Annotated in this window: 22 protein-coding genes and 1 tRNA gene; 18 read left to right on the forward strand and 5 right to left on the reverse strand. The window is 66.9% G+C overall.

The window, feature by feature from the left end; genetic code table 11:
- Positions 1-41: 41 nt before the first annotated feature.
- The 9 genes from CKO28_RS29280 (at position 42) to CKO28_RS10030 (ending at position 8,100) form a co-directional block, all read left to right on the forward strand.
- Positions 42-266, forward strand: coding sequence for a helix-turn-helix transcriptional regulator (locus CKO28_RS29280; RefSeq protein ID WP_200340630.1), 225 nt, complete (start codon positions 42-44; stop codon positions 264-266).
- Between the two features lie 66 nt (positions 267-332).
- Entirely contained in the window at positions 333-1,331 is a 999-nt protein-coding gene (locus CKO28_RS09995; protein ID WP_200340631.1) for a DUF7146 domain-containing protein, read from the forward strand.
- Positions 1,324-2,427, forward strand: a complete 1,104-nt coding sequence (locus tag CKO28_RS10000) for an AAA family ATPase (protein WP_200340632.1) — start codon at positions 1,324-1,326, stop codon at positions 2,425-2,427. Before CKO28_RS09995 ends, CKO28_RS10000 begins: the two co-directional genes overlap by 8 nt.
- A 463-nt stretch (positions 2,428-2,890) precedes the next feature.
- A complete protein-coding gene (locus CKO28_RS10005; protein ID WP_200340633.1) occupies positions 2,891-3,649 on the forward strand; it encodes a hypothetical protein in 759 nt (252 codons plus the stop codon).
- Between the two features lie 8 nt (positions 3,650-3,657).
- Positions 3,658-4,020 carry a hypothetical protein gene (locus tag CKO28_RS10010; protein ID WP_207168790.1) on the forward strand — a complete coding sequence of 121 codons (363 nt, stop codon included), beginning with the start codon at positions 3,658-3,660 and terminating at the stop codon, positions 4,018-4,020.
- A complete protein-coding gene (locus CKO28_RS10015) occupies positions 4,020-5,996 on the forward strand; it encodes a hypothetical protein (protein WP_200340635.1) in 1,977 nt (658 codons plus the stop codon). The genes CKO28_RS10010 and CKO28_RS10015 overlap by 1 nt, the downstream gene beginning before the upstream one ends.
- 112 nt (positions 5,997-6,108) lie before the next feature.
- Entirely contained in the window at positions 6,109-6,687 is a 579-nt protein-coding gene (locus CKO28_RS10020; RefSeq protein ID WP_200340636.1) for a hypothetical protein, read from the forward strand.
- Entirely contained in the window at positions 6,674-7,414 is a 741-nt protein-coding gene (locus CKO28_RS10025) for a terminase large subunit domain-containing protein (protein ID WP_200340637.1), read from the forward strand. Before CKO28_RS10020 ends, CKO28_RS10025 begins: the two co-directional genes overlap by 14 nt.
- Entirely contained in the window at positions 7,408-8,100 is a 693-nt protein-coding gene (locus CKO28_RS10030) for a phage terminase large subunit family protein (protein WP_200340638.1), read from the forward strand. The genes CKO28_RS10025 and CKO28_RS10030 overlap by 7 nt, the downstream gene beginning before the upstream one ends.
- Here CKO28_RS10030 and CKO28_RS10035 read toward each other — a convergent pair.
- Entirely contained in the window at positions 8,080-8,235 is a 156-nt protein-coding gene (locus CKO28_RS10035; RefSeq protein ID WP_200340639.1) for a ribbon-helix-helix protein, CopG family, read from the reverse strand. The genes CKO28_RS10030 and CKO28_RS10035 overlap by 21 nt on opposite strands.
- Before the next feature lie 101 nt (positions 8,236-8,336).
- Here CKO28_RS10035 and CKO28_RS10040 point away from each other — a divergent pair, with 101 nt between their 5' ends.
- On the forward strand, positions 8,337-8,609 hold the full coding sequence (locus tag CKO28_RS10040) for a hypothetical protein (protein WP_200340640.1): 273 nt from the start codon (positions 8,337-8,339) through the stop codon (positions 8,607-8,609).
- Between the two features lie 12 nt (positions 8,610-8,621).
- Positions 8,622-9,170, forward strand: a complete 549-nt coding sequence (locus CKO28_RS10045; RefSeq protein WP_200340641.1) for a hypothetical protein — start codon at positions 8,622-8,624, stop codon at positions 9,168-9,170.
- A 227-nt stretch (positions 9,171-9,397) separates the two neighbouring features.
- On the opposite strand, the gene CKO28_RS10050 is transcribed toward CKO28_RS10045, so the two are convergent.
- A tRNA-Cys gene (locus CKO28_RS10050) sits at positions 9,398-9,471 on the reverse strand.
- Positions 9,472-9,733: 262 nt separating this feature from the next.
- Here CKO28_RS10050 and CKO28_RS10055 point away from each other — a divergent pair.
- The 6 genes from CKO28_RS10055 to CKO28_RS10080 all read left to right on the forward strand — a co-directional run bounded on the left by CKO28_RS10055 (position 9,734) and on the right by CKO28_RS10080 (position 19,697).
- Positions 9,734-10,393 (forward strand): protein-L-isoaspartate O-methyltransferase family protein, encoded by a 660-nt coding sequence (locus CKO28_RS10055; RefSeq protein WP_200340642.1) that lies wholly within the window; start codon positions 9,734-9,736, stop codon positions 10,391-10,393.
- A gap of 54 nt (positions 10,394-10,447) precedes the next feature.
- Positions 10,448-11,965, forward strand: coding sequence for a TolC family outer membrane protein (locus tag CKO28_RS10060; protein ID WP_200340643.1), 1,518 nt, complete (start codon positions 10,448-10,450; stop codon positions 11,963-11,965).
- Between the two features lie 108 nt (positions 11,966-12,073).
- Complete coding sequence (locus CKO28_RS28845) at positions 12,074-13,069, forward strand: DUF2497 domain-containing protein (protein ID WP_200340644.1); 996 nt, start codon at positions 12,074-12,076, stop codon at positions 13,067-13,069.
- Positions 13,070-13,268: 199 nt separating this feature from the next.
- Entirely contained in the window at positions 13,269-15,998 is a 2,730-nt protein-coding gene (locus CKO28_RS10070) for a valine--tRNA ligase (RefSeq protein ID WP_200340645.1), read from the forward strand.
- A 266-nt stretch (positions 15,999-16,264) separates the two neighbouring features.
- Complete coding sequence (gene ilvD, locus CKO28_RS10075) at positions 16,265-18,004, forward strand: dihydroxy-acid dehydratase (RefSeq protein WP_200340646.1); 1,740 nt, start codon at positions 16,265-16,267, stop codon at positions 18,002-18,004.
- 187 nt (positions 18,005-18,191) lie between these two features.
- Entirely contained in the window at positions 18,192-19,697 is a 1,506-nt protein-coding gene (locus CKO28_RS10080) for a M81 family metallopeptidase (RefSeq protein WP_437127624.1), read from the forward strand.
- A gap of 297 nt (positions 19,698-19,994) precedes the next feature.
- On the opposite strand, the gene CKO28_RS10085 is transcribed toward CKO28_RS10080, so the two are convergent.
- The 3 genes from CKO28_RS10085 to erpA form a co-directional block, all read right to left on the reverse strand.
- On the reverse strand, positions 19,995-20,795 hold the full coding sequence (locus tag CKO28_RS10085; RefSeq protein WP_200340647.1) for a rhomboid family intramembrane serine protease: 801 nt from the start codon (positions 20,793-20,795) through the stop codon (positions 19,995-19,997).
- Positions 20,796-21,226: 431 nt separating this feature from the next.
- Complete coding sequence (locus CKO28_RS10090; RefSeq protein WP_437127622.1) at positions 21,227-22,000, reverse strand: exodeoxyribonuclease III; 774 nt, start codon at positions 21,998-22,000, stop codon at positions 21,227-21,229.
- Between the two features lie 234 nt (positions 22,001-22,234).
- Positions 22,235-22,669 (reverse strand): iron-sulfur cluster insertion protein ErpA, encoded by a 435-nt coding sequence (erpA, locus tag CKO28_RS10095; RefSeq protein WP_338050095.1) that lies wholly within the window; start codon positions 22,667-22,669, stop codon positions 22,235-22,237.
- Between the two features lie 204 nt (positions 22,670-22,873).
- Between erpA and CKO28_RS10100 the strand changes: the two genes are divergently transcribed.
- Complete coding sequence (locus CKO28_RS10100; RefSeq protein ID WP_200340648.1) at positions 22,874-24,052, forward strand: deoxyguanosinetriphosphate triphosphohydrolase; 1,179 nt, start codon at positions 22,874-22,876, stop codon at positions 24,050-24,052.
- The last annotated feature ends 13 nt before the right edge of the window (positions 24,053-24,065 follow it).

Genomic DNA, 24,065 nt, shown 5'->3' on the forward strand with positions numbered 1-24,065 from the left:
CGGCGTTTTTTGTTGCCGGGGGCGCGAAGAGGAGCCCGGCAATGTCGGAACCAAAGGACGAGGTTCTCGCTGAATACTTCACTAAAGCGCAGCTAGCAGAGTTTCTCGGCACTAGTCCCCGTACTCTTGATCGTTGGGAGCGGCAGCGCATCGGCCCGCCCCGGATCAAGGTCGGCAAGTTGATCCTGTACCGGCGACAAGCCGTTCACGATTGGCTCGCCGCTCAAGAGTCGCAGCCTGTTCGGACCCATCGGAGGGTCGCTTGAACAATGGTGCTGCGGAAAGAAAAGACCCCGGCTGTGGCGAACCGGGGCCTTTCGGAAACTGTCTGCATGGCGGCGGACAGCCCGAAAGATAGCGCAACCCGTGTGCCTGAGCAACCGCTTAGCCTTCGCGAGCTTGCCCGCAAGCATGATGGCCGCTGGCAGGGCGACAAGCTGCTAATCCGGTGCCCGGCCCATGACGACCGCAACCCGTCGTGCCTCGTGTCGCCAGACCCGGAAAAGTCGGGCGGCGTGTCCGTCCATTGCTTTGCCGGCTGCGATTGGCGCGACGTGAAGGACGCGTTGGGGCTGAATTGTCGCCACGTTGGCGACATATATCCGTCTCGCCAAGTTGGCGACACGGAGAGTGCCCAAGTTGGACACTCTAACCGCGACGAGCTGGTTAAACGCGTTCTAGGCGAGTGCCAGCCCATCGGTGGGCAGGCTGCGGACTATCTTCGCGAACGCGGTATCCATATCCCGTTGCCGGACTGCCTGCGGCTACACCCTCACTGTTGGCACACAGGCGCCCGTGAAGCCTTCCCGGCCCTGATTGCGGTGGCGACCACCGACAACGGGCCAACGGGGCTACAGCGGACTTATCTGGCCCCTGACGGGCGTTCTAAGGCGCCGGTCGATCCCGCCAAGATGTCGCTTGGCCGTATCCGGGGCGCAGCCGTCCGCCTGACCCCGCCGGCCGGCACGTTGTGGCTGACCGAAGGCGTCGAGGATGGCTTGAGCCTCGTGCAGATGATGCACCAGGCCGTGTGGGCCACGCTCGGCACGTCCGGCATGGCGACGGTCGAGCTGCCCGACGTTGTAGAACGGGTGATCCTCGCGCCGGACAATGATCCCGCCGGACAAGCATCAATCGACAAGGCCGCGCGGCGGTTTCACCACGAAGGCCGGGACGTGCGGATCGCCCGCCCGCCGATGGGGCAGGACTGGAACGACGTGTTAGGCGAATACGAAGAGCGGGCAGCCATCCTGCAATTCGACGCCTTGCAGCCGGTCAATTGGGCTGAGGACGCGGCGCGCCGGGCCGTGATCGGGGGTCGGCATGGCTGATCCCGTTCACGAGTTCACCGAGCCGTGGCGTCCGCCGGAAGAGCGCCAAAAGCCATCGCAAGATGATGGCAAATGGCGTCCCAAATTAATCTCTGTCCGGGATTTTGTGGACGGTTTTGAGGCGCCGGACTTTCTTATCGAAGATATGGCGCAACGCCGGTTCCTCTATTCGCTGACCGGTCGCACAGGTGACGGCAAGACTGCGGTGCTGACTACACTAAGTCTGTGCCTTGCAGCCGGACAGGAGTTCGCTGGCCGTCGTGTCGAACAAGGGCGCGTGGCATACTTCGCTGGCGAAAACGCGGACGATGTACGGGCTCGCACCCTTATGACTGCCGAGCGCCTTGGCGTTTCTCTTGACGACCTACCGCTCTATTTCCTCGACAAGCCATTCGATATTGTTGGGGCGAGGGAACAAATCAAAAAGAGCGCCGAAGAGCTTGGCGGATTGGACCTTGTCATTGTCGATACGCTTGCAGCGTTTTTCCAAGGCGAAGATGAAAACGCTAACGTCGAGCTTGGCAACTTTGCTCGCGACTTGCGAGAGAACCTATGCACGCTGCCCGGCGGGCCAAGCGTCATCATTGCGTGCCATCCGACTAAGGTTGCGACCAAGAGCAACCTTGTGCCGCGTGGTGGGGGCGCGTTCCTGGCCGAAGTGGACGGCAACTTACGGGTCTGGAGTGATGATAAAGAAACCACGGAGCTGCACTGGTGCGGCAAACTACGCGGTCCCGGTTTCGAGCCTATCCCGTTCAACCTGTCCAAGCGCACCAGCGACAGCGTGAAGGATAGCAAGGGCCGGCTTATTCCCAACGTCGTAGCGGAACCGCTGGCAGAGACGGAGCTACAATCCGTTGAGGCCAAGGCCCGCCGCGACGAAGATGCGCTGCTTGAGCGAATGCTGAACGATCCCAGCGGCTCAATGGCGGATTGGTGCCGGCAGCTTGGCTGGGTCGGAGCAAAAGGCGAGCCGTATAAGAGCAAGGTGCAACGGGCACTCGCCCAGCTCCAGGATGATCGGTTGGTCCATAAGTTCCGGGGCCGCTGGACACTCACAAAGGCCGGCAAGGATGAGGCAAAGCGTCGGGGCTGAGGCACAGTTACTGCCTCGTACCAACGCGGTACGATGGGCGGTACGGAACGCATCGGCAACGGAGCCGGTACAGAGTGGTACGGTATCCGGTACGGCAGTGCTGCTAAGTTCCTGATATCCCTAACGTACCAGCGGTACGGCAGGGCGGTACGGAGAGGGGGGTTTTTAACCCCTCTCCTACCCGTACCGTACCAATCTTTCTTAGGGGTGGTACGGCGGTACGACCCTAATCCTGCGTGGGTGAAAGCGGAGAATGTGTGGTTGTTACCCGCGCATGGAACCGCCGCGCCTCACATGCCGTGCGTCGGCTGAATATGGTTGCGGGGATGCAGTATCCCCACACGTAACGTCGCGAGCCCTTGGCATACTGCGGGTTTTTGTGCTATTATCTGAACGTGTCCGCACCATGTCCGCGCTTGCGGGCGGCGACGCGGCAAACGACGGTAAACAGGAGACGGAGCCGATGGCCGAACAGCAGACCAAAGCGGAAGCGGAAGCCGCGTATATTCAAAGCAACGTGCCTGAGCGGCAGGTGCCCGCTGATCTAGACCCGCGCGTTTTGCGGGCGCGCGTGACGGGCGATGTCGCGGGTGAGTTCGCAGAAGATCCCTCGCTTGAGGACGCCATGACGGCGGCGGAGGCGCTTCATTCTCAGCTTGGCCGATACATCGAAGGCGAACGGGCCGTTAAGTCTGACACCACCATGACGGCGGATGCGCAGACACTCGCGTTGGCCGACATGATGAACGTGGAAAAGGGGCCGACGCACCGGGCGGATCAAGCCCGCCAGCGGCTTAGTGAGGCGCACAGCACGGCCAGCAAGCGCGTTGACCAGACGATTAAGAGCGCGATGCCGGAGACTGAGGCGCAAGAGCTTCGGTCTGTGGTGCGCAGCATGAGCGCCGATGATCGGGAAAAGCTACTGACCGACCTTCGCGAGCGCGGCGACGTGCGGTCCCTCGCTGCCTTGGTCGCGCATCCCTCCAACGTGGCGAGCGGCCTTGGTCCGGGTGAATACACCGCAACGCGGCGCTTTGTTGAGCAGAAGCTAGCTCCGGCTGAGGCGCAACGCCGTGACCAGACCGCGAAGGCCCGGGAGCAGCTTGACAGCCTGACGGAGCTTTATCTTCGGGAAACTGCTGCCATGACGCCCGATCAAAAGCGGGTGAGCCGCATCCGCTCAGCACAGCAGGCGAGCCGTAAAGCGCGCGGGCAGTCCTAGAGGTGCCGATGGCCATCGGCAGCCGGCGGGGTTGGGTTGCTCCTACCCGGATCGCCCCGCCGGCATCTTTTACGGGGGCGACCATGTTTGAGGATTTTGGGCGGCGACAGACCAACACGGCGGTTGCCGGCTTTGTGTACCGCCGCAGGGGCGACACTGACCCGCTTTACCGGCTTGCCCGGCGCGCCGCGACGACCGGCACGCAGGCGGACCAAGACGCTTTGATTGAAGCGTGCGAGGCGCGCCTTACGGACGAAGAACAGCAGGCTCTTGAGGCGGAGCTGCTGGAATTGAGCGACCGTCTGCACGCGATGACCGAAGATGTGAACGCAGATACGGTCGCGATCCTTGAGAGTTGGAGGCGCCGCTAATGGCCCGTTTGGTACTTGGCATTGACGCCCGGCCGGCAAAACAGGGCGCGCAAGAGTTCCGCCGGTCGGCTGAGAGTATCCAGGGGTCGGCGCGCAACACGGTCCAGCGCGTCAACCGGATCGAAGGCGCGTTCGACAAGCTGCGCCGGAGCGGGCTGGCCGTAAACGGCGTTCTAGGCGCGATTGCCGGGGCGGGTGGCCTTGGCTTCCTGATTAAGCGCAGCTTGGACGCGGCGGCGAACATTGAGGACTTAGCGAACCGCGCGGGTGTCACGACCGACGCCCTACAGGAGCTAACCTTTGCCGCGCGCCGCTACGGTGTCCAGCAAGACGCGCTGGTTGACGGCATCAAGGAATTGCAGATCCGCGCCGATGAGTTCGCCACGACCGGGAAGGGTGAGGCAGCCGAGGCTTTCGAGCGCCTGGGCTTCACGGCGAACGAAGCGGCCCGTCTGATTGACGGCACCGGGCGCGGTGTCGAGGTTGTCGTTGAGCGCATCCGCGACTTGGAAAGCACAGCGGCGCGCGCCCGTGCCTTTGAAGAGCTGTTCGGCGGGCAGGCCGGTGAGCAAATTCGCCAGATCACGGGCGATATCGGCGCCCTGCGTCGCGAGGCGAACGAGCTTGGGCTTGTGCTGGAAGAGGATGTTATCCGCAACGCGGACGAGGCCCGCGACAAGTTCGATTTGCTTTCCAACGTGCTTCAAAAGCAGGTTGTCTCTGCAATCGCACAGTCTGCACCGCAGATTAGTGGCGTCCTTGACGGTCTGTTAGATGATTTGCCTCAAGCGATTTCGCAGCTTGAAAGTCTCGCTGAGAAATTCGGTATCATTGAAGATGTATCCAAGAACACCCGCATTTTCCAATTGCGCGGTGAGCTTGAGGAAATCCGCCGCCTAGAGCAGCAGGCGCAGCAGATGCGGGACGACAGTATGTTGGCCCGTGGTGCTGGCTTTATCAGCGACCAGATTGCTGAGATAACTGGACTGCAAGCGGACTTTGAGGCGCGGAGACAGGCGCTCAGGTTCGAGCTTGCCGAGCTGACCAGCGGCCCGTTGCAGAGTACCAGCGACAGCAGCGGCGGTGGTGCCTTGCGCATTGACGTGCCGGCGCCATCGGGCGGCGGCGGGGGTAGTAGTGCCTTGCCGGAACCGCCCGGTTCGTTCGCGGCTAACCAGCGGGCATCCGATATCATCCGCGAGCAACGCGCCGAGTTGGACCGCCTGGGTGAAAGCCTGCGGTCTGATATCAACCCCGCGTGGGCGCAGTATCAAGAGCGGGTGCAGAACCTAAACACGGCGCTTGAGGCGGGGCGGATCACGCAACGCGAGTTCCTGACCTTGAGCCAGCAAGCGGGTGAGCGATTCTCGGATACGACGCAGACCGCGACCGAGGGCTTGCAGAACGCGCAGAAGGCTGCGGACCAGCTTGGCTTCAGCTTCAGCAGCGCTTTTGAGGACGCAATCGTGAAGGGGCAGGAGTTTTCCACGGTCCTACAGGGGCTGGCTCAAGACATCCTGCGCATTCTGGTCCGCACGCAGATCACGCAGCCGGCGGCAGGTGCGCTGTCCGACGTGTTCGGAAGCGCGTTTGGGAACATCTTTAGCGGTGGCGGAGGCACCACAGGTGCGGCCGTCCCGACATCGGCGGGCGGGCTAGGCCAGCCGCTTCCGACGTTTGCAGAGGGCGGTATCACGCGCGGTCCGTCCATTGCCGGCGAGCGCGGCCCGGAGGCCGTTATTCCGCTGCCCGGCAACCGCAAGGTGCCTGTCCAGATGCAGGGCGGCGAAACCAACGTCTACGTTGAAAACCATAGCGGCCAAGAGGCCAACGTGCAGCGCTCCCGCAACGGCAACGGCGGCGAAGATATCCGCGTCGTGATCGGTAAAGAGGTCGGTCGTCAGATTGCTGGCGGCGTGCACGACAAGCCCATGCGTGCGCGCTACGGTATCACGCCAAGCACCGGCACTCGGTAGGAGGTATCATGAACCCGAATAATCAGCCGAACATGCCAAAGTTCACGCCGTTGTGGGGCTTGATCGTGATTGCCGTGGTTATCGGCTACTTTGTCTTCGCCTAGGAGGATTTATGGGACGCCGCTGCACCGTCTGTGACCACCCGGAGCGCGCCAAGATCGAGCTTGGTCTAGCGCGCAAGGTGCCGTCGCGGAAGCTGGCGCAAAAGTTCGACGTGGGCGAAGCGGCGATCCGGCGGCACAAGGACGGGCACATGCCGCCGCAGCTCATGGCGTCGCTTATGACGGCTGCCACGCCCTCGGAGATTGACCTAGACCAGCTACGGCAGTCGGAGAGCGAGGGCATCCTACAGCACCTCGTGGCCGAACGCGGGCGGCTCTACAACGTCGCGGACGAAGCGGAGCGGCTTGGCGACTTCCGTTCAGCGATCCAGGCGCACCGGGCGATCAACGACAACATCAGCACGACGGCCAAGCTGCTAGGCGAGCTGTCCACCGGCAGTCAGACCACGATCAACAACAACCTCGTGGTGGCGCCTGAGTATCTGGACATGCGTAACGAGCTGATCCGGGCGCTGCGCCCGTACCCGGAAGCCTGCCGGGCCGTGGCGCAGGTGCTCCGGCGGTACGAGGGCGCGGAGCCGCACCAGACCGGCACACATCAAAAGGTGCTGGAACATGCTGGCGGCTGACCTAGCGCGGGCGCTCGATCCCGTCACCTTTGCCCGGGACGCGGGCATCACGCCCGATCCGTGGCAGGCGGACGTGCTCACAAGCACCTCTCACAAGGCGCTGCTGCTGTGCTGCCGGCAGAGTGGCAAGAGCACCACAACGGCGCTGTGTGCGCTTCACGAGGCCACATACAGCCCCCGGGCGCTTATCCTGCTGCTGTCCCCGTCGCAACGGCAGTCGAGCGAGCTGTTCCGCAAGGTGATGGCGTTCTATTCGGCCATCCCCGGCGCGCCTGAGATTTATCAGGAAAGCGCCATGCGTGCGGAGTTCGTGAACGGGTCGCGCATCATCGCCTTGCCGGGCAGCGGGCAGACCGTGCGCGGTTATTCCGGCGCATCGCTCGTGGTTATCGACGAAGCGGCGCAGGTGGACGACGAATTGTTGGCAGCCGTGCGCCCGATGCTGGCAACCACGCGCGGCCGGCTGATCGCCCTAAGCACGCCCTACGGCAAGCGCGGCTGGTTTTACGAGGCATGGCGCGGGGCCGGCGACTGGCAGCGCATCTGCGTTACGGCGGACGATTGCCCCCGTATCTCGCAAGAGTTTCTGGACGAAGAGCGCGCCGAATTGGGCGAATGGTCCTTCCGCCAAGAGTATCTGTGCGAGTTCGTGGATACCGAGGAACAGTTTTTCGCGACCGACGTAATCGAGGCCGCGCTTTCGGATGAGGTTCAACCGCTATGGTGATGGTCGGAACAGAAGATCGAAGCAATTACGTTGTCGGTGTGGACTTGGGGCAGTCCCATGACCCGACCGCGATTGGCGTGATCGAGCGCACGGATACATATGAGTTGCACCATTGGGTGCGCGAGCGGGGAATCAATGACGCGGAAGCACGCCGCAAAAAGGATGTTCCGCCGCGCTTCGCCTTGCGTCACCTTGAGCGGCTGCCGCTCGGCATGTCCTACCCGGCGCAGGTGGATAAGGTGCAGACCGTCCGCGCCCGGCTGCCGCAGCGGACCGAGTTGGTGATTGACCGAACCGGCGTGGGGCGGGCGGTGTTCGATATCTTTCGTTCACACGGCGTAAGAGCACAGGCGGTCGATATCACGGCCGGCGACGGGGCTTCGCAGTCCAGTGACGGCTGGCGGGTGTCCAAGAAAGACCTGGTGAGCCGATTGCAGGCGCTCTTGCACCAGGGGCACTTGAAGATCGCTAAGGGCATGCCGGAGGCGCAGGCGCTCGTGAAGGAGCTACAGGACTTCCGCGTGACCTTCACGCAGGCGGGTAATCCGACGTTTAATGCCCGTGAAGGCCAGCACGACGACCTTGTGTTGGCCGTGGCCATCGCCTGCTGGTGGTCCGCCATGCCGAGCCGTTCGGTGACGGCTCATCGGCTGCAATGGCAGGGGCTATCTGCCAAGGTCGTATAGACCGCGCTCGATCAAGCGCCGGATCGCCTCAGCCCGGCTTGGTAGGTCGGGCTGCTGCCGGCGCCATTCGTCCAGGCGTTCGACCTCTTCCGTGGTCATGTGGATCGGGATTCGCTGGTCGCGTTTCTGTGTCATGGGCACAGAATATACCGGGTGTGCCTGCGGCACAAGATTGTGCTTGCGTTGTGCCGGTTGTGCCGCTAGCGTTATAGGCACAGCAGAACGGAGAGGCTGCAATGTCCAACGTCGTTCAAGTCGCTTTCGGCAAAGCCGCGCCCCGCAACCCGGAGCCGGCGCCCGGTCTGTTCGCGCACCCGACGATGGCCCCGTTTGCCAAGAGCCTGACGGCAGACCAGCGGACGCAGGTTGAAACCCTGATCCGCGACGCGTGGGTGCAGGGTTGGACGGTGGAGACGTTGCAGACGCAACTCGCCCGCCTGCTGGACCGCAAGCGGAAGCACACGGCGCTGCTGGCCCGTACCGGGCTGGCGGTTGCCGCACACGCCTAATGGGAGGCACAAATGTCCGTTTCAAAGATCAACACCAACGCCGACGATCTCAGCCAGACGATGCAGGAAATGGGAAAAGACGTTGACGCTATAAACGACGCCGTTGACGGCCTGCGGGCGCTGGCGATGCTGCTGCACGGGTATCAAGACGATACCGTTGGCACGAGCCAAGTGATGCGCCTGCTAGACCCCATCGTTGCGAACCTGCAAAACGCGGCCGAGCAAGCCGAGGTCAGGTCGCGTAGCGCGCGCCGCGCCATGAACGGCGAACGCCCGCTGCCCGGCGAAAACGACCTGTACCTATGCCGGCTGTCCAAAGAGTACCAAGAGATTTGCGAGGCAAATACCGGGATCGTCTCGGATGACGAGTCGGCCATCATGGACAAGATGCTCGCAACGCCCGCTGACAGCATTATCGGCGTTGCTGCCAAGCTGGCGGCGGTGTCACGTACCCGCGACCCCGAGCCGACTGCGGTATGCGACAAGTTGGAACATCGCGCGCTTGTCGAGGTTGAGCGGCTCGGCGGGTTCGCCCCTGAGAGCCGCGACAAGGCCGCATAGACGCAAACGCTAATTTGGCGTCTTTCGCCCCCGGTGCCCCGCGCATCGGGGGCTTTTCACGTAAAAGGCCCGCCGAACCGCAAACGCTAGCTCGACGGGCCTCCGCGAATACGACCGGCAAGCGGTCAGTTATTTTATAACACGTGCGGATTCGCCCGGCAAGCGGACATGGTGCGGACATGAAAAAACCCGGCTGCGTGAGCCGGGCTGTAAGTCCCTGAATTTGTTGGAGGCCCGGGCCGGAATCGAACCGACGTGCGGGGATTTGCAGTCCCCTGCATCACCACTCTGCCACCGGGCCAGAAAGCCGCAATAGTTGGGGCGCGGCAGGCTGCTGCGCCGTCCAACCTGCGGGGGGCACGTATAAAGAGGGGCCCCGAACCGGTCAAGCGGATCGCACGGCCCGCCAGCGCCCGGGCGCGCGGGCGTTGCTTCGCTTGGAGGTTCGCGCCTATAACGGCGCGCGTGCAGGCGTTTGCCGCGCGACGGCGGCACACCACCTTCACTCTCGGCCGGGCCGCCTTCCACGCCCGGTCCGGCACACCGCCCGAACGAGAGGACCCATGGTCGATTACGCCACCGCCCGGATGAACATGGTGGAAAGCCAGTTGCGCACCAACAAGGTCACCGATCAGCGGGTCCTGGAGGCGTTCGAGACGATACCGCGCGAACGGTTCGTGCCGGATCACCTGCGCAGCCTCGCCTACGTCGACGAGGATTTGCGGCTGAAAGGCGACCGCTACCTGGTCGAGCCGATGGTGCAGGCCAGGTTGATGAACGTCGCCGACATCCGGCCCGAGGACGTGGTCCTGGTGGTTGGTGCTGGCACCGGGTACGCCTGCGCGCTGTTGTCGACCATCGCCGCGACCGTGGTTGGGCTGGAAAGCGATCCGGAACTGGCCAAGCTCGCGGAGAGCGCGCTGCAGGAGCAGGGCATCGACAACGCCGTCGTGATCCAGGGCGAGATGGAGAAAGGCTACGCCAAGCAGGGCCCGTACGACGTCATCCTGGTCAACGGCGCGGTGGCGGAGGTGCCCAAGGCGCTCACCGACCAGCTGAGCCCGCAGGGCGGGCGGCTGGTCACGGTCGTGCGCAGCGGCACCGGCCCGGGCAAGGGCACGGTGTTCGAGCGCTGGGACAAGGCCGTCGGCCGGCGCACCCTGTTCGACGCCAACACGCCCGTGTTGCCCGGCTTCCGCAAGCAGACCGGATTCGTCTTCTAAGCGTGCCGTGCCGCCTGGCCACGCCGCACGCCGAATAAGGACAGCCTCGATCTCATGACCGTTTCCCGCCGTTTCCGTCGCCGCCGCGCGGTCCGTCGCGTGGCGCTCAAGAGCGCGGCGTCCGCCGCCGTGCTGGCCGCGGCCGCGCTGCTGCCCGCGAGCGCCTCGGCCGAGAGCTTGCAGCAGGCGCTCGCCAACGCCTACCGCAGCAACCCCAATCTGGAGGCGGCGCGCCGCGCGCTGGGCGCCACCAACGAGGCGGTGCCGCAGGCCCAGTCCGGCTGGCGGCCCAGCGTCACCGTACGTGGACAGGCCGGCCGGCAGCGCAGCGATACCGAGCTAGGGGATCTGAGTCCCCTTCAACAAGGCGGCGTCGAATACACCACGCCGCTGAGCGCCTCGCTCGAGATTAGGCAGCCGCTGTACCGCGGCGGTAGCACGGTCGCCGGGGTCGCCCGCGCCAAACTCGAGGTCCGGGCCGAGCGCGCCCGTCTGGCGTCGACCGAGCAGGACATCCTGTTCCGCGCCGCGCAGGCTTACATGAATGTCTGGCGCGATCAGGCGGTGCTGCGGCTGAACGACAACAACGTCGAGGTGCTGCGCCGGCAGCTGCAAGCCACCCGGGACCGTTTCGAGGTCGGCGAGGTGACGCGCACCGACGTGGCGCAGGCGGAATCGCGCCTGGCCCGCGCGATCGCCGACCGGACCGATGCGCAGGGCCAGTTGAACGCCAGCCGCGCCGCTTACAAGGAAGTCATCGGGCAGATGCCGGAGAACATCGAGCAGCCGCCGGTGCCGGACGGCCTGCCGGCCAACCTGCAATCCGCCGTCTCGCAGGCGCGCGAGGCGAACCCGCAGGTGCGCGCGGCCGAATTCGCCTACCGCGCCCGGCGCGAGGAGACGCGCGAGGTCGCGGGCCAGCTCCTGCCAAGCGCCGACCTGGTGGCGGAACTCGCGTACAGCGAGGAGCAGCAGAGCGGCGGCACGTCTGGGGAATCCGCGGAGATCCGGGCCGAGGTGACGATCCCGCTGTACCAGCAGGGCCTGGTTTACTCTCAGGTGCGCGAGATCAAGCAGCGCGCCAACCAGGCGCGGCTGAACCTGCGCGCCGCGCGCAACACCGCCGAAGAGACCGCGGTCAGCGCCTGGGAGACCCTGCAGGCGGCGCGCGCGCAAATTGAGTCGCTGGAGGAGCAGGTCCGCGCCGCGGAGATTGCGCTGGAAGGCGTGCGCCAGGAACTGCAGGTCGGCGCCCGCACCGTCCTCGACGTGCTCAACGCCGAGCAGGAGCTGCTCAACGCCGAGGTCAGTCTGGTCCGCGCCCAGCGCAACGAGGTCGTCGCCGCCTACCGCGTGCTGCAGGCGGTGGGCCAACTGAACGCCCGCGCGATCGGCCTGGACGTTCAGGTATTCAAGCCCATGCGCAACTACCAGGCGGTCGCCGGCAAGTGGTTCGGCTGGGGCCTGCCGGAAGAGCAGCCGGCCCAGCGGCAGGGGGCGCCGAGCCAGCAGGACCGGCCGACGAATCTCGACGGCGGGCCCAATTCCCACGGTGGCGGCAGCAGCCAGTAGCGGCCTGCCGCCCACCTTGCCGGCCGGGTGCGGTTGCGTTCGGGTTTTCTTTACCGACATGCTATAGGCTGGCGGATCGGCGAAGCGCACCCGGCGAAGGACGGCTTGATGAGCGACAGCAAGCAGGGCGGCGGCGAGCCGTCGATGGAGGAAATTCTCGCCTCCATCCGCAAGATCATTTCCGAAGACACCGCCGACGACCGCGCCGGGAGCACGCAGCACGGCGCCGAAGCTGACGATTCGGCACCGCAAGCTGACGATCAGGGCGACGATGTCCTGGAGTTGGACGACGCGGCCGACCCGATCAGCGCGGACCCCAGTGATACGGACCCTGGTGCCGCGGACGACGGCGACGACGCCCCGCTGGACCTGACCGAAGAGGTCGCCGCGGCGGGCGACGATACGAACCCGGACGACGCGGCGCCGCTCGACCTGGACGAGCAGGTCGACGCCGAGACCGCGGGCGCGGCGCAAGCCGACGCGGAGTACGTGTCCAACGACGACATCGGCGACTTCGACGAGATCGCCCAGGCCGCCGAGACGGTCCGTGATGACATCGCCAGCGACGATCGTGCCGCCGGCGATAGTGCCACCGGCGACCTGGCCGAGGAAGACACGGCGGGTGGAGCTGCCGCAGTTGACAGCGACGCCGCGGACGAAACCGCGTTCCTGGCAGACCCGTTCGACGGCACGCAAGCGGGCACGGACGCGCCCGATACGGCGGCGGAGGCCGCGCTTGCCGCCGGGGCGATGGCCGGGGCGCGTGGCGGCGAGGCGCAAGGCCGCGACGCGACCACCAGCCGGTCTGACGACACGGCGAGCCCGCTCGGCCCGGACGACCAGCGGGTGATCTCCGACACGGCCGAGCAGCAGGCGGTCGAGCAGCTGACCTCGCTCGCCCGGCAGGCGGACGACGCGCCCAGCGGCACCGCGGCCGACAACGTCGATCACATCCTGGCCCGGATGGTGCGCGATGCGTTGCGCCCGCAGCTGCGCGAGTGGATGGACCGCAACCTGCCGCAGATCGTCGAGCGGATCGTGCGCGAGGAGGTCCAGCGCATGACCAAGCGCGCCCAGGGCCTGGACGACGACACCCGCTATTAGCGCAGACGCGCTGAGGGCCGTGTCGGCGTTTGGCGGGTAAGCCGCGCGATCTTGCGTATGCCGTGCGGCCGCGCGGCCCCTTGCTTCACCCGGCAGATTGGCTAGGTTGCGCGCGGCGTGCGCGCGACCCGCTTGGCGTTGCCCAAGACATACCGCGCGCACCACGTTCATTTCTGCGCGAAGGTTTCAAGGCACGTCCATGCTCGACAAGACATTCAACCCGGCCGAGGTGGAACGGAAATTCTACGACGTCTGGCGTAAGTCCGGCGCTTTCCGCTGCGATCCGGACAGTCCGGCCAAGCCGTTCACGATCATGATGCCGCCGCCCAACGTGACCGGCAGCCTGCACATGGGCCACGCGCTCACCTTCACGCTGCAGGACGTGCTGACCCGGCATAAGCGGATGACCGGCTACGACGCGCTCTGGCAGCCCGGCATGGACCACGCCGGGATCGCGACCCAGTCGGTGGTCGAGCGCACCCTGGCGCAGGAGGGCAGCAGTGCCGCCGGGCTCGGCCGCCAGGCCTTCCTGGAGCGGGTCTGGGACTGGAAGGAACAGTCCGGCGGCACGATCTCGCGCCAGCTGACCCACCTGGGCGCCTCCCCGGACTGGGAGCGCGAGCGCTTCACCATGGACGCCGGCCTGTCCAAGGCGGTGCGCAGGGTGTTCGTCGAGTTGCACCGCCAGGGGCTGATGTACCGCGACCAGCGCCTGGTGAACTGGGATCCCAAGCTGCACACCGCGATCTCCGACCTGGAAGTCAACCAGGTCGAGGTCGACGGCAAGCTCTGGCACTTCAAGTATCCGGTGGAGGGCGAGGCCGACACCCATATCATGGTCGCCACCACCCGCCCCGAGACCATGCTGGGCGACACCGGCGTGGCGGTGCATCCGGAGGATCCGCGCTACCAGCACCTGGTCGGCAAGCACGTCATCCTGCCGCTGGTCGGCCGACGCATCCCGATCGTGGCGGACGCGTGGGCGGATCCCGAGACCGGCTCCGGCGCGGTCAAGATCACCCCGGCGCACGACTTCAACGACTTCGAGGTCGGCCGGCGCTGCGGGCTGGAGGTGATCAACGTCCTCGACCGCGACGCGGCGATCAACGAGAACGCGCCGGAAGACTACCAGGGCATGGACCGCTTCAAGGCGCGCAAGCAGATCGTCGCGGATCTGGAGGCCCTGGGTCTCCTCGCCAAGGTCGAGGAGCACCGCCACAGCGTGCCGCACGGCGACCGCTCCGACGTGCCGATCGAGCCGTGGCTGACCAACCAGTGGTACGTCGACGCCGCCACGCTCGCCAAGCCGGCGATGCAGGCGGTTCAGGACGGCCGGACCCGGTTCGTGCCGTCGAACTGGGAGAACGTCTACTTCGAGTGGATGCGCAATATCCAGCCCTGGTGCGTCTCCCGGCAGATCTGGTGGGGCCACCAGATTCCCGCCTGGTACCCGCTGGACGCCGAGGGCGAGGCGACCGGCGATCCGTTCGTCGCGATGACCGAGGACGAGGCCAAAGCCGAGGCCGAGCGGCGTCTGGGCAAGAGCGTGCGCATCCTGCAGGCCGAGGACGAGGTTCCCGCGGACAACCGCGGCCTGGACGGCGAGACCGTCTACCTGCGCCGCGATCCGGATGTGCTCGACACCTGGTTCTCCAGCGCGCTCTGGCCGTTCTCCACCCTCGGCTGGCCGGACGAGACGCCGGAGCTGGCGAAGTACTACCCGACCGACGTGCTGGTCACCGGCTTCGACATCATCTTCTTCTGGGTCGCCCGGATGATGATGGCGGGTCTGCACTTCATGGGCGACGTGCCGTTCCACACCGTCTACATCCACGCCCTGGTTCGCGATGCCCACGGCCAGAAGATGTCGAAGTCCAAGGGCAACGTGATCGACCCGCTCGACATCTGCCAGCGCTACGGCGCGGACAGCCTGCGCTTCACCCTGATCGCGCTGTCAGCCCAGGGCCGCGACGTCAAGCTGTCCGAGGACCGGGTCGAAGGCTACCGCAACTTCGCCACCAAGCTGTGGAACGCCGCCCGCTTCTGCCTGATGAACGGGGTTGAGCCCGATCCCGGCTTCGATCCCGGAAAGGTCGGGCAGACGGTCAACAAGTGGGCCGTCGCCAAGACGGTGCGCGCCGCCCACGGGGTGGACGAGGCGCTCGCCGCCTACCGCTTCAACGACGCGGCGAGCGCGCTCTACCAGTTCACCTGGCACCAGTTCTGCGACTGGTACGTCGAGTTCGCCAAGCCGATCCTGCAAGGCGACGACGAAGCCGCGAAGGCGGAGACCAGCGCCACCATCGCCTGGGTGATGCAGCGGCTGTTGCACCTGCTGCACCCGTTCATGCCGTTCATCACCGAGGAGCTGTGGGAGCAGTTCGGCGGCGGCGAGGGCAGCCGCCTGATCACCGGCAGCTGGCCGGAACTAGGCGAGGGCCTGATCGACGCCGACGCGGAGGCCGAGATCGACTGGGTCACCCGCACGATCGGCGAGATCCGCACGGTGCGCGGGGAGATGAACGTCCCCAACAAGGCCGAGGTGCCGCTGCACCTGGAAGGCGCGGGCGCGACCACCAAGGCTCGCCTGGACCGCCACGCGACCCTGATCCGGCGGCTCGCCAAGCTGTCCGAGATCCGCACCCTCGACCGGGTCGACACCCGCGGCGCCGCGCAGCTCTTGATCGACGAGGCGACGGCGGTGCTGCCGCTCGCCGAGATCATCGACCTCGCCCAGGAGCGCCAGCGCCTGCAGAAGGAGCTGGAGAAGCTCGACCAGGAGATCGCCAAGTACGACAAGAAGCTCGGAAACGCCGATTTCCTGAACAAGGCCCCGCAGGCCGTGGTCGAGGAACAGCGCGACCGCCGCGCGGACGCCGCCGCGTCCAGGGAGAAGCTGGCGAACGCCCTGGAGCGGCTCGTGGGGTAGGGGGGCCCTCGGGCGGGTAGATACCCGTCGGGCGTCCTTCGAAACGGGTGCTGGCGCGCCCCGCTCAGGATGACGTGCGCTTTGTAAGTCACTGATTTTAAAACTCACGTCATGCTGAGCAGGTCGGCGCAGCCGACCGTGTCGAAGCACGCCTGACGGCCCTCGCCCAGCACGCCACCGCCCGTCACGAAAACCGTTGGCTGCCCCGGAAGCCGGCGGCTATCCTCGCGTCCGGCGATACATGAGATGAGAGGAGAGAAGGCGCCATGCCGCTCGACGAGAACCAGAAGCGCCGTTTCGACAAGTCCAAGCTGCCCAGCCGCCACGTTACCGTCGGCCCGAACCGGGCACCGCACCGCTCGATGTACTACGCGATGGGGCTCACGGAAGAAGAGATCAACCAGCCGTTCGTCGGGGTGGCGACCTGCTGGAACGAGGCCGCGCCCTGCAACATCGCGCTGTCCCGGCAGGCGCAGGCGACCAAGTCCGGGTGCGAGGAAGGCGGCGGCACCCCGCGCGAGTTCACCACGATCACCGTCACCGACGGCATCGCGATGGGCCACCAGGGCATGAAGTCCTCGCTGGTGTCGCGCGAGGTGATCGCGGATTCGACCGAGCTCACCATGCGCGGCCATTGCTACGACGCGATCGTCGGCATCGCGGGCTGCGACAAGTCGCTGCCGGGGATGATGATGTCGATGGTCCGGCTCAACGTCCCAGCGGTGTTCATGTACGGCGGCACCATTCTGCCGGGGCGCTACAAGGACCGCGACGTCACCATCCAGGACGTGTTCGAGGGGGTGGGCGCGCACGCCGCCGGCAAGATGAGCGAGGACGACCTGCACGACCTGGAATGCCATGCCTGCCCGTCGGCCGGGTCGTGCGGCGGCCAGTTCACCGCCAACACCATGGCGTGCGTCTCCGAGGCGATCGGGCTCGCGCTGCCGGGCTCGGCCGGCGCGCCGGCGCCTTACGAGTCGCGCGACGAGTACGCCCGCGCCTCCGGCGTGGCGGTGATGGACCTGTTGGAGAAGAACATCCGCCCGCGCGACATCGTCACCCGCAAGGCGCTGGAGAACGCCGCCACGATCGTCGCCGCCTCCGGCGGCTCGACCAACGCCGCCCTGCACCTGCCGGCGATCGCGCACGAGGCCGGGATCGATTTCGACCTGCACGAGGTCGCGCGTATCTTCCGCCAGACGCCCTATATCGCCGACCTGAAGCCGGCCGGCCGCTACGTCGCCAAGGACCTGTTCGAGATCGGCGGCGTGCCCGTGCTGATGAAGGCGCTCTACGAGGGCGGCTATCTGCACGGCGACTGCATGACCGTCACCGGCAAGACGATCGCCGAGAACCTGGAGGCGGTGACCTTCCCCAAGGACCAGGACATCGTCCGCCCGACCAGCGACCCGATCTCCACCTGGGGCGGCGTCGTCGGCCTGCAGGGCAACCTCGCCCCGCAGGGCGCGATCGTGAAGGTCGCCGGCCTGGACACCCTGAAGTTCACCGGGCGCGCGCGCTGCTTCGACTGCGAGGAGGAGGCGTTCGACGCCGTCTCCAGGCGCGACTACCAGGAAGGCGACGTGATCGTGATCCGCTACGAGGGCCCGCGCGGCGGCCCCGGCATGCGCGAGATGCTGGCGACCACCGCGGCGATCTACGGCCAGGGCATGGGCAAGAAGGTGGCGCTGATCACCGACGGGCGCTTTTCCGGGGCCACCCGCGGCTTCTGCATCGGCCACGTCGGCCCGGAAGCGGCGGTGGGCGGCCCGATCGGCCTGCTGCGCGACGGCGACACGATCAAGATCGACGCCGACGAAGGCACGCTCGAGGTCGACCTGTCGGACGCCGAACTCGCCGAGCGCCGCAAGGCCTGGCAGCCGCGCGCCCACGACTACCAGGCCGGCACCATCTGGAAGTACGCCCAGACCGTCGGCGACGCCGAGAAGGGCGCGGTCACGCACCCCGGCGGGGCTGCGGAGACGCACTGCTACGCGGATATCTGACGGCCGCTCACTGATCCCCCTGCTCCACTGGGAGGAGGGGCGAGGGGAGGAGGAACCACGGGCGCGAATGCCGCGGGCAACCTCCTCTCCCTAACCCTCTCCTCCCGCTGGAGGAGAGGGGATAAGTTCGGCGTTTTCAGCGAAATACCCGTCGCCCTTCGTCCACGGAGCGTCCGCAATCGCCCGCATCGCCGTCGCCGGTTTTCAGCACGAGACCAACACCTTCGCGCCCGTAAAGGCGGACTTCGACGCCTTCGCGGTGCCGGGGGCGTGGCCGGGGCTGCTGCGCGGCGCTGAGGTGATCGCGGGCACGCGCGGGCGCAACCTGCCGATCGCGGGGTTCTGCGAAGCCGCCGAGCGGGCCGGGCACACCCTGCTGCCGCTGTCCTGGACGGCGGCGAGCCCGAGCGCGCAGGTGACCGACGACGCGTTCGCCCGGATCGCCAACCAGATCCTGGAGGACCTGTCGCAGCAGGTCGGTCTGGACGCGGTCTATCTCGACCTGCACGGCGCGATGGTGACCGAGCGCGAGGCCGACGGCGAGGGCGCGCTGCTGGCCCAAGTGCGCGCGCTCGTCGGCGACCAGCTGCCGGTGGTCGCCAGCCTGGACCTGCACGCCAACGTCTCCCGGGCGATGGTCGACCGGGCGGACGCGCTGATCAGCTATCGAACCTATCCCCACGTCGACATGGCGGAGACCGGCGCGCGGGCGCTGGCGCAGCTGGACGGGCTGTTCAACGGCACCGCCGGCCGGGCGACCGCGTTCCGCCAGATCCCGTTCCTGATCCCGCTCACCGCCGGCTGCACGCTGAGCGAGCCGGGTCGCGGGGTCTACGCCCGGCTGGCCGAGATCGAAGAAGCGCGTCCGGGGGTCATGCTGTCGTTCAACTGCGGCTTTCCGCCCGCGGACGTGCCCGACGCCGGGGCGAGCGTGATCGCCCACGCCCGCGACCAGACGACGGCCGATGCGGCGGCCGACGACCTCGCGGCCTACGTCACGGAGCGGGAAGACGCGTTCGGCGCCGACATCCTGCCGGCCGGCTCCGCTGTGACGCAGGCGATCGAGCTGGTGCGCGCCCGTCGCGGGCCGGTCGTGCTGGCGGACACGCAGGACAACCCTGGCGCCGGCGGCAACGGCGACACCACCGGCCTGCTGCGCGAGCTGCTGGCGCAGGGCGCGTCGGGCGTGCTCGCCGGCCTGCTGCACGACCCCGACGCCGCGCGGGCGGCGCACGATGCGGGCGAAGGTGCGGTGATCGAGGTCTCCCTCGGCGGTCGAACGCCAGGCGATACCCCGTTGGACGTGGGGGTAAAAGTGGCGGCGGTCGGGGACGGGCAGGTGACCGGGGTCGGCCCGTTTTACCGCGGTGCGCGCTTGCAGCTGGGGCCGTGCGCGCTGCTGGCGCTCGACGGCGGGCGGGTCCGGGTGGCGGTGGTCAGCCGCAAGCTGCAGGCCGCCGACCGCGCGCCCTTCCTGCACCTGGGCGCGGACCCGGCCGAGGCGGCGATCCTGGCGCTCAAATCCTCCGTGCACTTCCGTGCGGACTTCGGCCCGATCGCCAGCGATATCCTGATCGCCGCGGCGCCGGGGCCGAACCCGGTCGACCATACCCAACTCGCCTACCGCCACCTGCGCGCTGGGGTCCGCCTGATGCCGAACGGCCCGACCTTCCTGGGCGCCCCGCGGGGCTGAGACGCGCGGCTTTTACAGTGGGTTGCGCGCGAGTGCTCGACGTGGGTTTTAAGCGAAGGCTGAACCACAGAGGCGCAGTGACACAGAGATGGCGTGCAAGGGACGGCCGCGTGTCTACACGGTCTAACGTTTGCGATGTTTGCGCGCGCAAGCGCGCCGAAAAAGCCTTCGTCCGTCCCTGCACCACCATCATCAGGGCGGCACAATGCTCGGCGGGGCACAGAATCTCTGTGCCTCTATATCTCTGTGGTTCAATCTTAACCGGCATTCGCGCCCGAACACCGGCTCCGGGGCGGGTCACCCCCAGGGCCCGGGGCGCTTGTTCTTCGGCTTGGCGGACCTCTTCCCGGCCGTCGGCTGCGCCGGCTGCGTGCGGGGCGGGCGCTTGATGCGGATGCCCTTGGGCTGCTCGCCGCCGCCCCACAGCGGGATCGACTTGTGCCGGAAGCTGCCGATCAGCGCGGCGCCGGCGGCAAAGCCGCCGATGTGCGCCCACCAGGCGACGCCGCCGCCGCTGGGCCCGCTGCCGAGCGCCGCGACCAGCTGGAAGCCGATCCAGCCGACCAGCAGCAGCCATGCGGGAAAGCGCAGCGGGATCCAGAACAGCAGGATCGTTACCCACGCCTTGGGATGCAGGATCAGGTAGGCGCCCAGTACGCCCGAGATCGCGCCCGAGGCGCCGATCATCGGGGTGGTCGAACCGGGGGCGATCAGCACGTGGGCGAGCGCGGCCGCGGCACCGCAGATCAGGTAGAAGGCCACGAACTTCAGGTGGCCCATGGCGTCCTCGATGTTGTCGCCGAACACGCCCAGGAACAGCATGTTGCCGGCGAGGTGCATGAACCCGCCGTGCAGGAACATCGAGGTGAACAAGGTCGCCCAGGCCGGCAGCAGCGATAGGTCCGGCGCCAGTTCGCGCGCGCCCACCAGGACCGCCGGGATCAGGCCGAAGCTGTAGGCGATCGCCTGCGCCGCCCGCGGGCCGGAGGTGACCTGCAGGATGAACACGACGATGCAGGCCGCGATGATCGCCCAGGTGACGACCGGCCGGTCGATCAGGATACGCGGGTTATCGTCCTGCAGCGGAATGAACGGCATCGCGGGTCCCTTGGCGTGTGCGGCGCAGATGTCTCCCGGAGACTAGCGCGGATGGCGGCGCTTTGCAGGCATTCGCACGTTCGCGGTTGGTTTTGGGGAATGATGGGCGTCCCGGCGGGTCCCTCTCCCTTGAGGGGAGAGGATAGGTGAGGGTGGGACTTCCAGCTGTGCGCCGGGGAGTCCCACCCTCACCCTCCCACGCCCTGAAGGGCGCGGGCCCCTCCCGCTCGCCTCGAGGGAGAGGCGAAGAGCGCCGCGGTGCCGCTGTTGATCGTCGTCGGGCGTGCTTCGACGCGCCGCCGCGGCCGGCGGCTGGTCCGTATGAAGTTAACTTATCTATCTGAACAACCTATCACTTCATCCTAGGCAGGCTTGCGCAGCAAGCCGTGTCGAAGGGCGACTGCCGGGCGCCGAAGCCCCCGCGCCGGCCCTCATACGTCCAGCTCGCACACCACCGGGGTGTGGTCGGAGGCCTTGTCCCAGCCGCGCGGCGTGGTGTCGATCTCGCAGGTCTTCAGGCGGTCGGCGGCCTGCGGGGACAACAGCAGATGGTCGATCCGCAGGCCGTCGTCGTTGCGGAAGGCCGCCCCGTAGTCCCAGTAGGAATAGACGTGCCGGTCGTCGTGCAGGGCGCGCCACGCCTCGGTATAGCCAAGGTATTGGAGCGCGCGGAAGCGGTTGCGTGTCTCCGGCCTGCACAGCGCGTCGTCGGCGAAGCGCGCGGGGTCGTAGACGTCGTCGTCGGTGGGCGCGCAGTTGTAGTCGCCGCCCAGCACAGTCGTCTCCTCGCTGCGCAGCAGCGCGTCGGCGTGGGCGCGCAACCGGTCCATCCAGGCCAGCTTGTAGGCGTACTTGGGCCCGTCGGCGGGGTTCCCGTTCGGCAGGTAGATCGACCCGACCCGGACGCCGCAGGTCCGCGCCTCGATATAACGGGCCTGCGCGTCGTTCGCGTCGCCGGGCAGGGCCGTCGCGGTCACCTCGATCGTGTCCCTGGACAGGATCGCCACCCCGTTATAGCTCTTCTGCCCGACCACCGCCGCCGCGTAGCCGGCGGCCTGGACCTCCATGCGCGGAAAGTTGTCCTCCGTGCACTTCAGTTCCTGCAGCAGCACCACGTCCGGCTGCGCCTGCTTGGCCCAGTCGGCCAGATGGCCGGCGCGCTGCTTGATCGAATTTACGTTCCAGGTGGCGACGCGCAGGGGCATGGCGGCGGCGCGAGCTCCTAGGCTTTCGCGGTTGGACAGAAGAAACGCCCGCGACGGATTTACGCGGCGCGGGCCTTAGATAAGTAACTGTCTGGGCAAGATGCTGAAAGGTAGAATTACCTTTCAGCATCTTGCCCAGTCTTCAAAAAGTTAGAGCAAAATTTACGACGTAAGCCGGTTCGGCTTACATCGTAAAATCGCTCCTGCGCGTCGTGGCGGCGCGAACGACGTGAACTAGATCGAGAAGGAGGCGCCGCAGCCGCACGAGCTGCTGGCGTTGGGGTTGCGGACCTCGAAGTACGAGCCGATCAGGTCGTCGACGTAGTGCAGCTCGGAGCCGCCCAGCAGCTCCAGCGACACCTCGTCGATCACGATCTTCACGCCGTCGCGCTCGAAGGTGTGGTCGTCGTCGTTGATCTGCTTGTCGAAATCGAAGCCGTAGCGGAAGCCGGAACAGCCGCCGCCGGACACCGACACCCGCAGCAGCAGCTGTGGGTCGCCCTCCTGCTCGATCAGGTAGGCGATCCGCTTGGCCGCGGCCTCGGTGATCGTCATCGGCTTCAGGCCGCCCTCGGGCGCCGCGCCGGCGTCGGCCCCGGCGGGGGCGGCGTCGCCGGCGGTCTCGCGGTTGAGCAGCGATTCCTGCTGCAGGCTTGCGGTCTCGCTCACGGCTGTTGCCTTTCGACGCTTCCAGGAACTCCATCTCCTAATGTAAACGCCCGCACATCCCTGTCAAACCGCGCACCGGCAACACGGCCCTGCCGGAATCGCGGGGCCGGGCAGAGTGCGGGGCAGGGGCGATTGCGGGGCAGGAGCGATTGCGATGGGGCATGATTGCGACGGGGCCCGCGCCCGCGTAGGCTCGCCATCGTGATGAGCGTCAAGACGGTCAACGCCCGCAGCCTCGCGGCCTACGCGAGCGATCCCGACGCCTCGCGCGGGCGGCGGCACGCCGAGCCCGAAAGCGCGACCCGCAGCGTGTTCCAGCGCGACCGCGACCGGATCGTCCACTCCGGCGCGTTCCGGCGGCTGCAGTACAAGACCCAGGTGTTCGTCTACCACGAGGGCGATTACTTCCGTACCCGCCTGACCCACAGCCTGGAGGTGGCGCAGATCACCCGGTCGGTCTGCCGCCAGCTGGGCCTGAACGAGGACCTGGCGGAGGCGGTCGCGCTCGCCCACGATCTCGGCCACACGCCGTTCGGCCACGCCGGCGAGGAGGAGTTGGGCCGGCAGCTGAAGGCGCACCGGGCGGGCAGTTTCGACCACAACGTGCAGACCTTCCGGATCCTGACCGCGTTGGAGCATCGCTACGCCGGCTTCGACGGGCTGAACCTGACCTGGGAAAGCCTGGAAGGTGTGGTCAAGCACAACGGGCCGGTGCGCGAGCCGGCGCCGGAGCTGAGCGCGTTCTGCCGGGACTTCGACCTCGAACTGGGCACCCATGCGGGCCCGGAGGCGCAGGTGGCGGCGCTGGCCGACGACATCGCCTACGACAACCACGACATCGACGACGGCCTGCGCGCCGGGCTGTTCACGCTCGCCGAGTTGGAAGACCTGGACCTGGTCGGCCCGGTGCTGCACGAGGTGCGCGCCGCGCATCCCGGGATCGACGAGCCGCGGCTGATCCACGAGGCGGTGCGGCGGATGATCGACCGCATGGTCGGCGACCTGTTGAGCGAGACGCAGCGCCGGCTGCACGAGCTGGCGCCGGACAGTCCGGCGGCGGTGCGCGGGGCGTCCGCGCCGGTGGTTGCGTTCTCCGACGCCATGCGTCAGAAGGAGCGCGCGCTGCGCCAGTTCCTGTTCGAACGCATGTACCGCCACTTCAAGGTCAACCGCATGACCCAGAAGGTGCGGCGCGTGGTGCGCGAACTGTTCGAGCAGTACACGCGGGCGCCCAACTGCCTGCCGCCCGACTGGCGCGCCCACGCCGAGGCGCTGGACGCCCCGCAGCGCGCCCGGGTGGTGGGCGACTACATCGCCGGCATGACCGACCGCTACGCCATCGAGGAACACCGCAAGCTGTTCGACGTGACGGCTGCGACGTAAGAGATCAGCACCC

This window comes from Rhodovibrio sodomensis (assembly GCF_016583645.1).
Taxonomy (GTDB): Bacteria; Pseudomonadota; Alphaproteobacteria; order Kiloniellales; family Rhodovibrionaceae; genus Rhodovibrio; species Rhodovibrio sodomensis.

Coding starts and splice junctions, on each gene's coding strand:
- CKO28_RS10100 (WP_200340648.1), top strand. CDS start 22,874: ATGAGCGTCAAGACGGTCAACGCCCGCAGCCTCGCGGCCTACGCGAGC.
- CKO28_RS10060 (WP_200340643.1), top strand. CDS start 10,448: ATGACCGTTTCCCGCCGTTTCCGTCGCCGCCGCGCGGTCCGTCGCGTG.
- CKO28_RS10040 (WP_200340640.1), top strand. CDS start 8,337: ATGTCCAACGTCGTTCAAGTCGCTTTCGGCAAAGCCGCGCCCCGCAAC.
- ilvD (WP_200340646.1), top strand. CDS start 16,265: ATGCCGCTCGACGAGAACCAGAAGCGCCGTTTCGACAAGTCCAAGCTG.
- CKO28_RS10020 (WP_200340636.1), top strand. CDS start 6,109: ATGGGACGCCGCTGCACCGTCTGTGACCACCCGGAGCGCGCCAAGATC.
- CKO28_RS10035 (WP_200340639.1), bottom strand. CDS start 8,235: ATGACACAGAAACGCGACCAGCGAATCCCGATCCACATGACCACGGAA.
- CKO28_RS10015 (WP_200340635.1), top strand. CDS start 4,020: ATGGCCCGTTTGGTACTTGGCATTGACGCCCGGCCGGCAAAACAGGGC.
- CKO28_RS10000 (WP_200340632.1), top strand. CDS start 1,324: ATGGCTGATCCCGTTCACGAGTTCACCGAGCCGTGGCGTCCGCCGGAA.
- CKO28_RS10090 (WP_437127622.1), bottom strand. CDS start 22,000: ATGCCCCTGCGCGTCGCCACCTGGAACGTAAATTCGATCAAGCAGCGC.
- CKO28_RS28845 (WP_200340644.1), top strand. CDS start 12,074: ATGAGCGACAGCAAGCAGGGCGGCGGCGAGCCGTCGATGGAGGAAATT.
- CKO28_RS10045 (WP_200340641.1), top strand. CDS start 8,622: ATGTCCGTTTCAAAGATCAACACCAACGCCGACGATCTCAGCCAGACG.
- CKO28_RS10070 (WP_200340645.1), top strand. CDS start 13,269: ATGCTCGACAAGACATTCAACCCGGCCGAGGTGGAACGGAAATTCTAC.
- CKO28_RS10030 (WP_200340638.1), top strand. CDS start 7,408: ATGGTGATGGTCGGAACAGAAGATCGAAGCAATTACGTTGTCGGTGTG.
- CKO28_RS29280 (WP_200340630.1), top strand. CDS start 42: ATGTCGGAACCAAAGGACGAGGTTCTCGCTGAATACTTCACTAAAGCG.
- CKO28_RS10055 (WP_200340642.1), top strand. CDS start 9,734: ATGGTCGATTACGCCACCGCCCGGATGAACATGGTGGAAAGCCAGTTG.
- CKO28_RS10025 (WP_200340637.1), top strand. CDS start 6,674: ATGCTGGCGGCTGACCTAGCGCGGGCGCTCGATCCCGTCACCTTTGCC.
- CKO28_RS10005 (WP_200340633.1), top strand. CDS start 2,891: ATGGCCGAACAGCAGACCAAAGCGGAAGCGGAAGCCGCGTATATTCAA.
- CKO28_RS10010 (WP_207168790.1), top strand. CDS start 3,658: ATGGCCATCGGCAGCCGGCGGGGTTGGGTTGCTCCTACCCGGATCGCC.
- CKO28_RS09995 (WP_200340631.1), top strand. CDS start 333: ATGGCGGCGGACAGCCCGAAAGATAGCGCAACCCGTGTGCCTGAGCAA.
- CKO28_RS10085 (WP_200340647.1), bottom strand. CDS start 20,795: ATGCCGTTCATTCCGCTGCAGGACGATAACCCGCGTATCCTGATCGAC.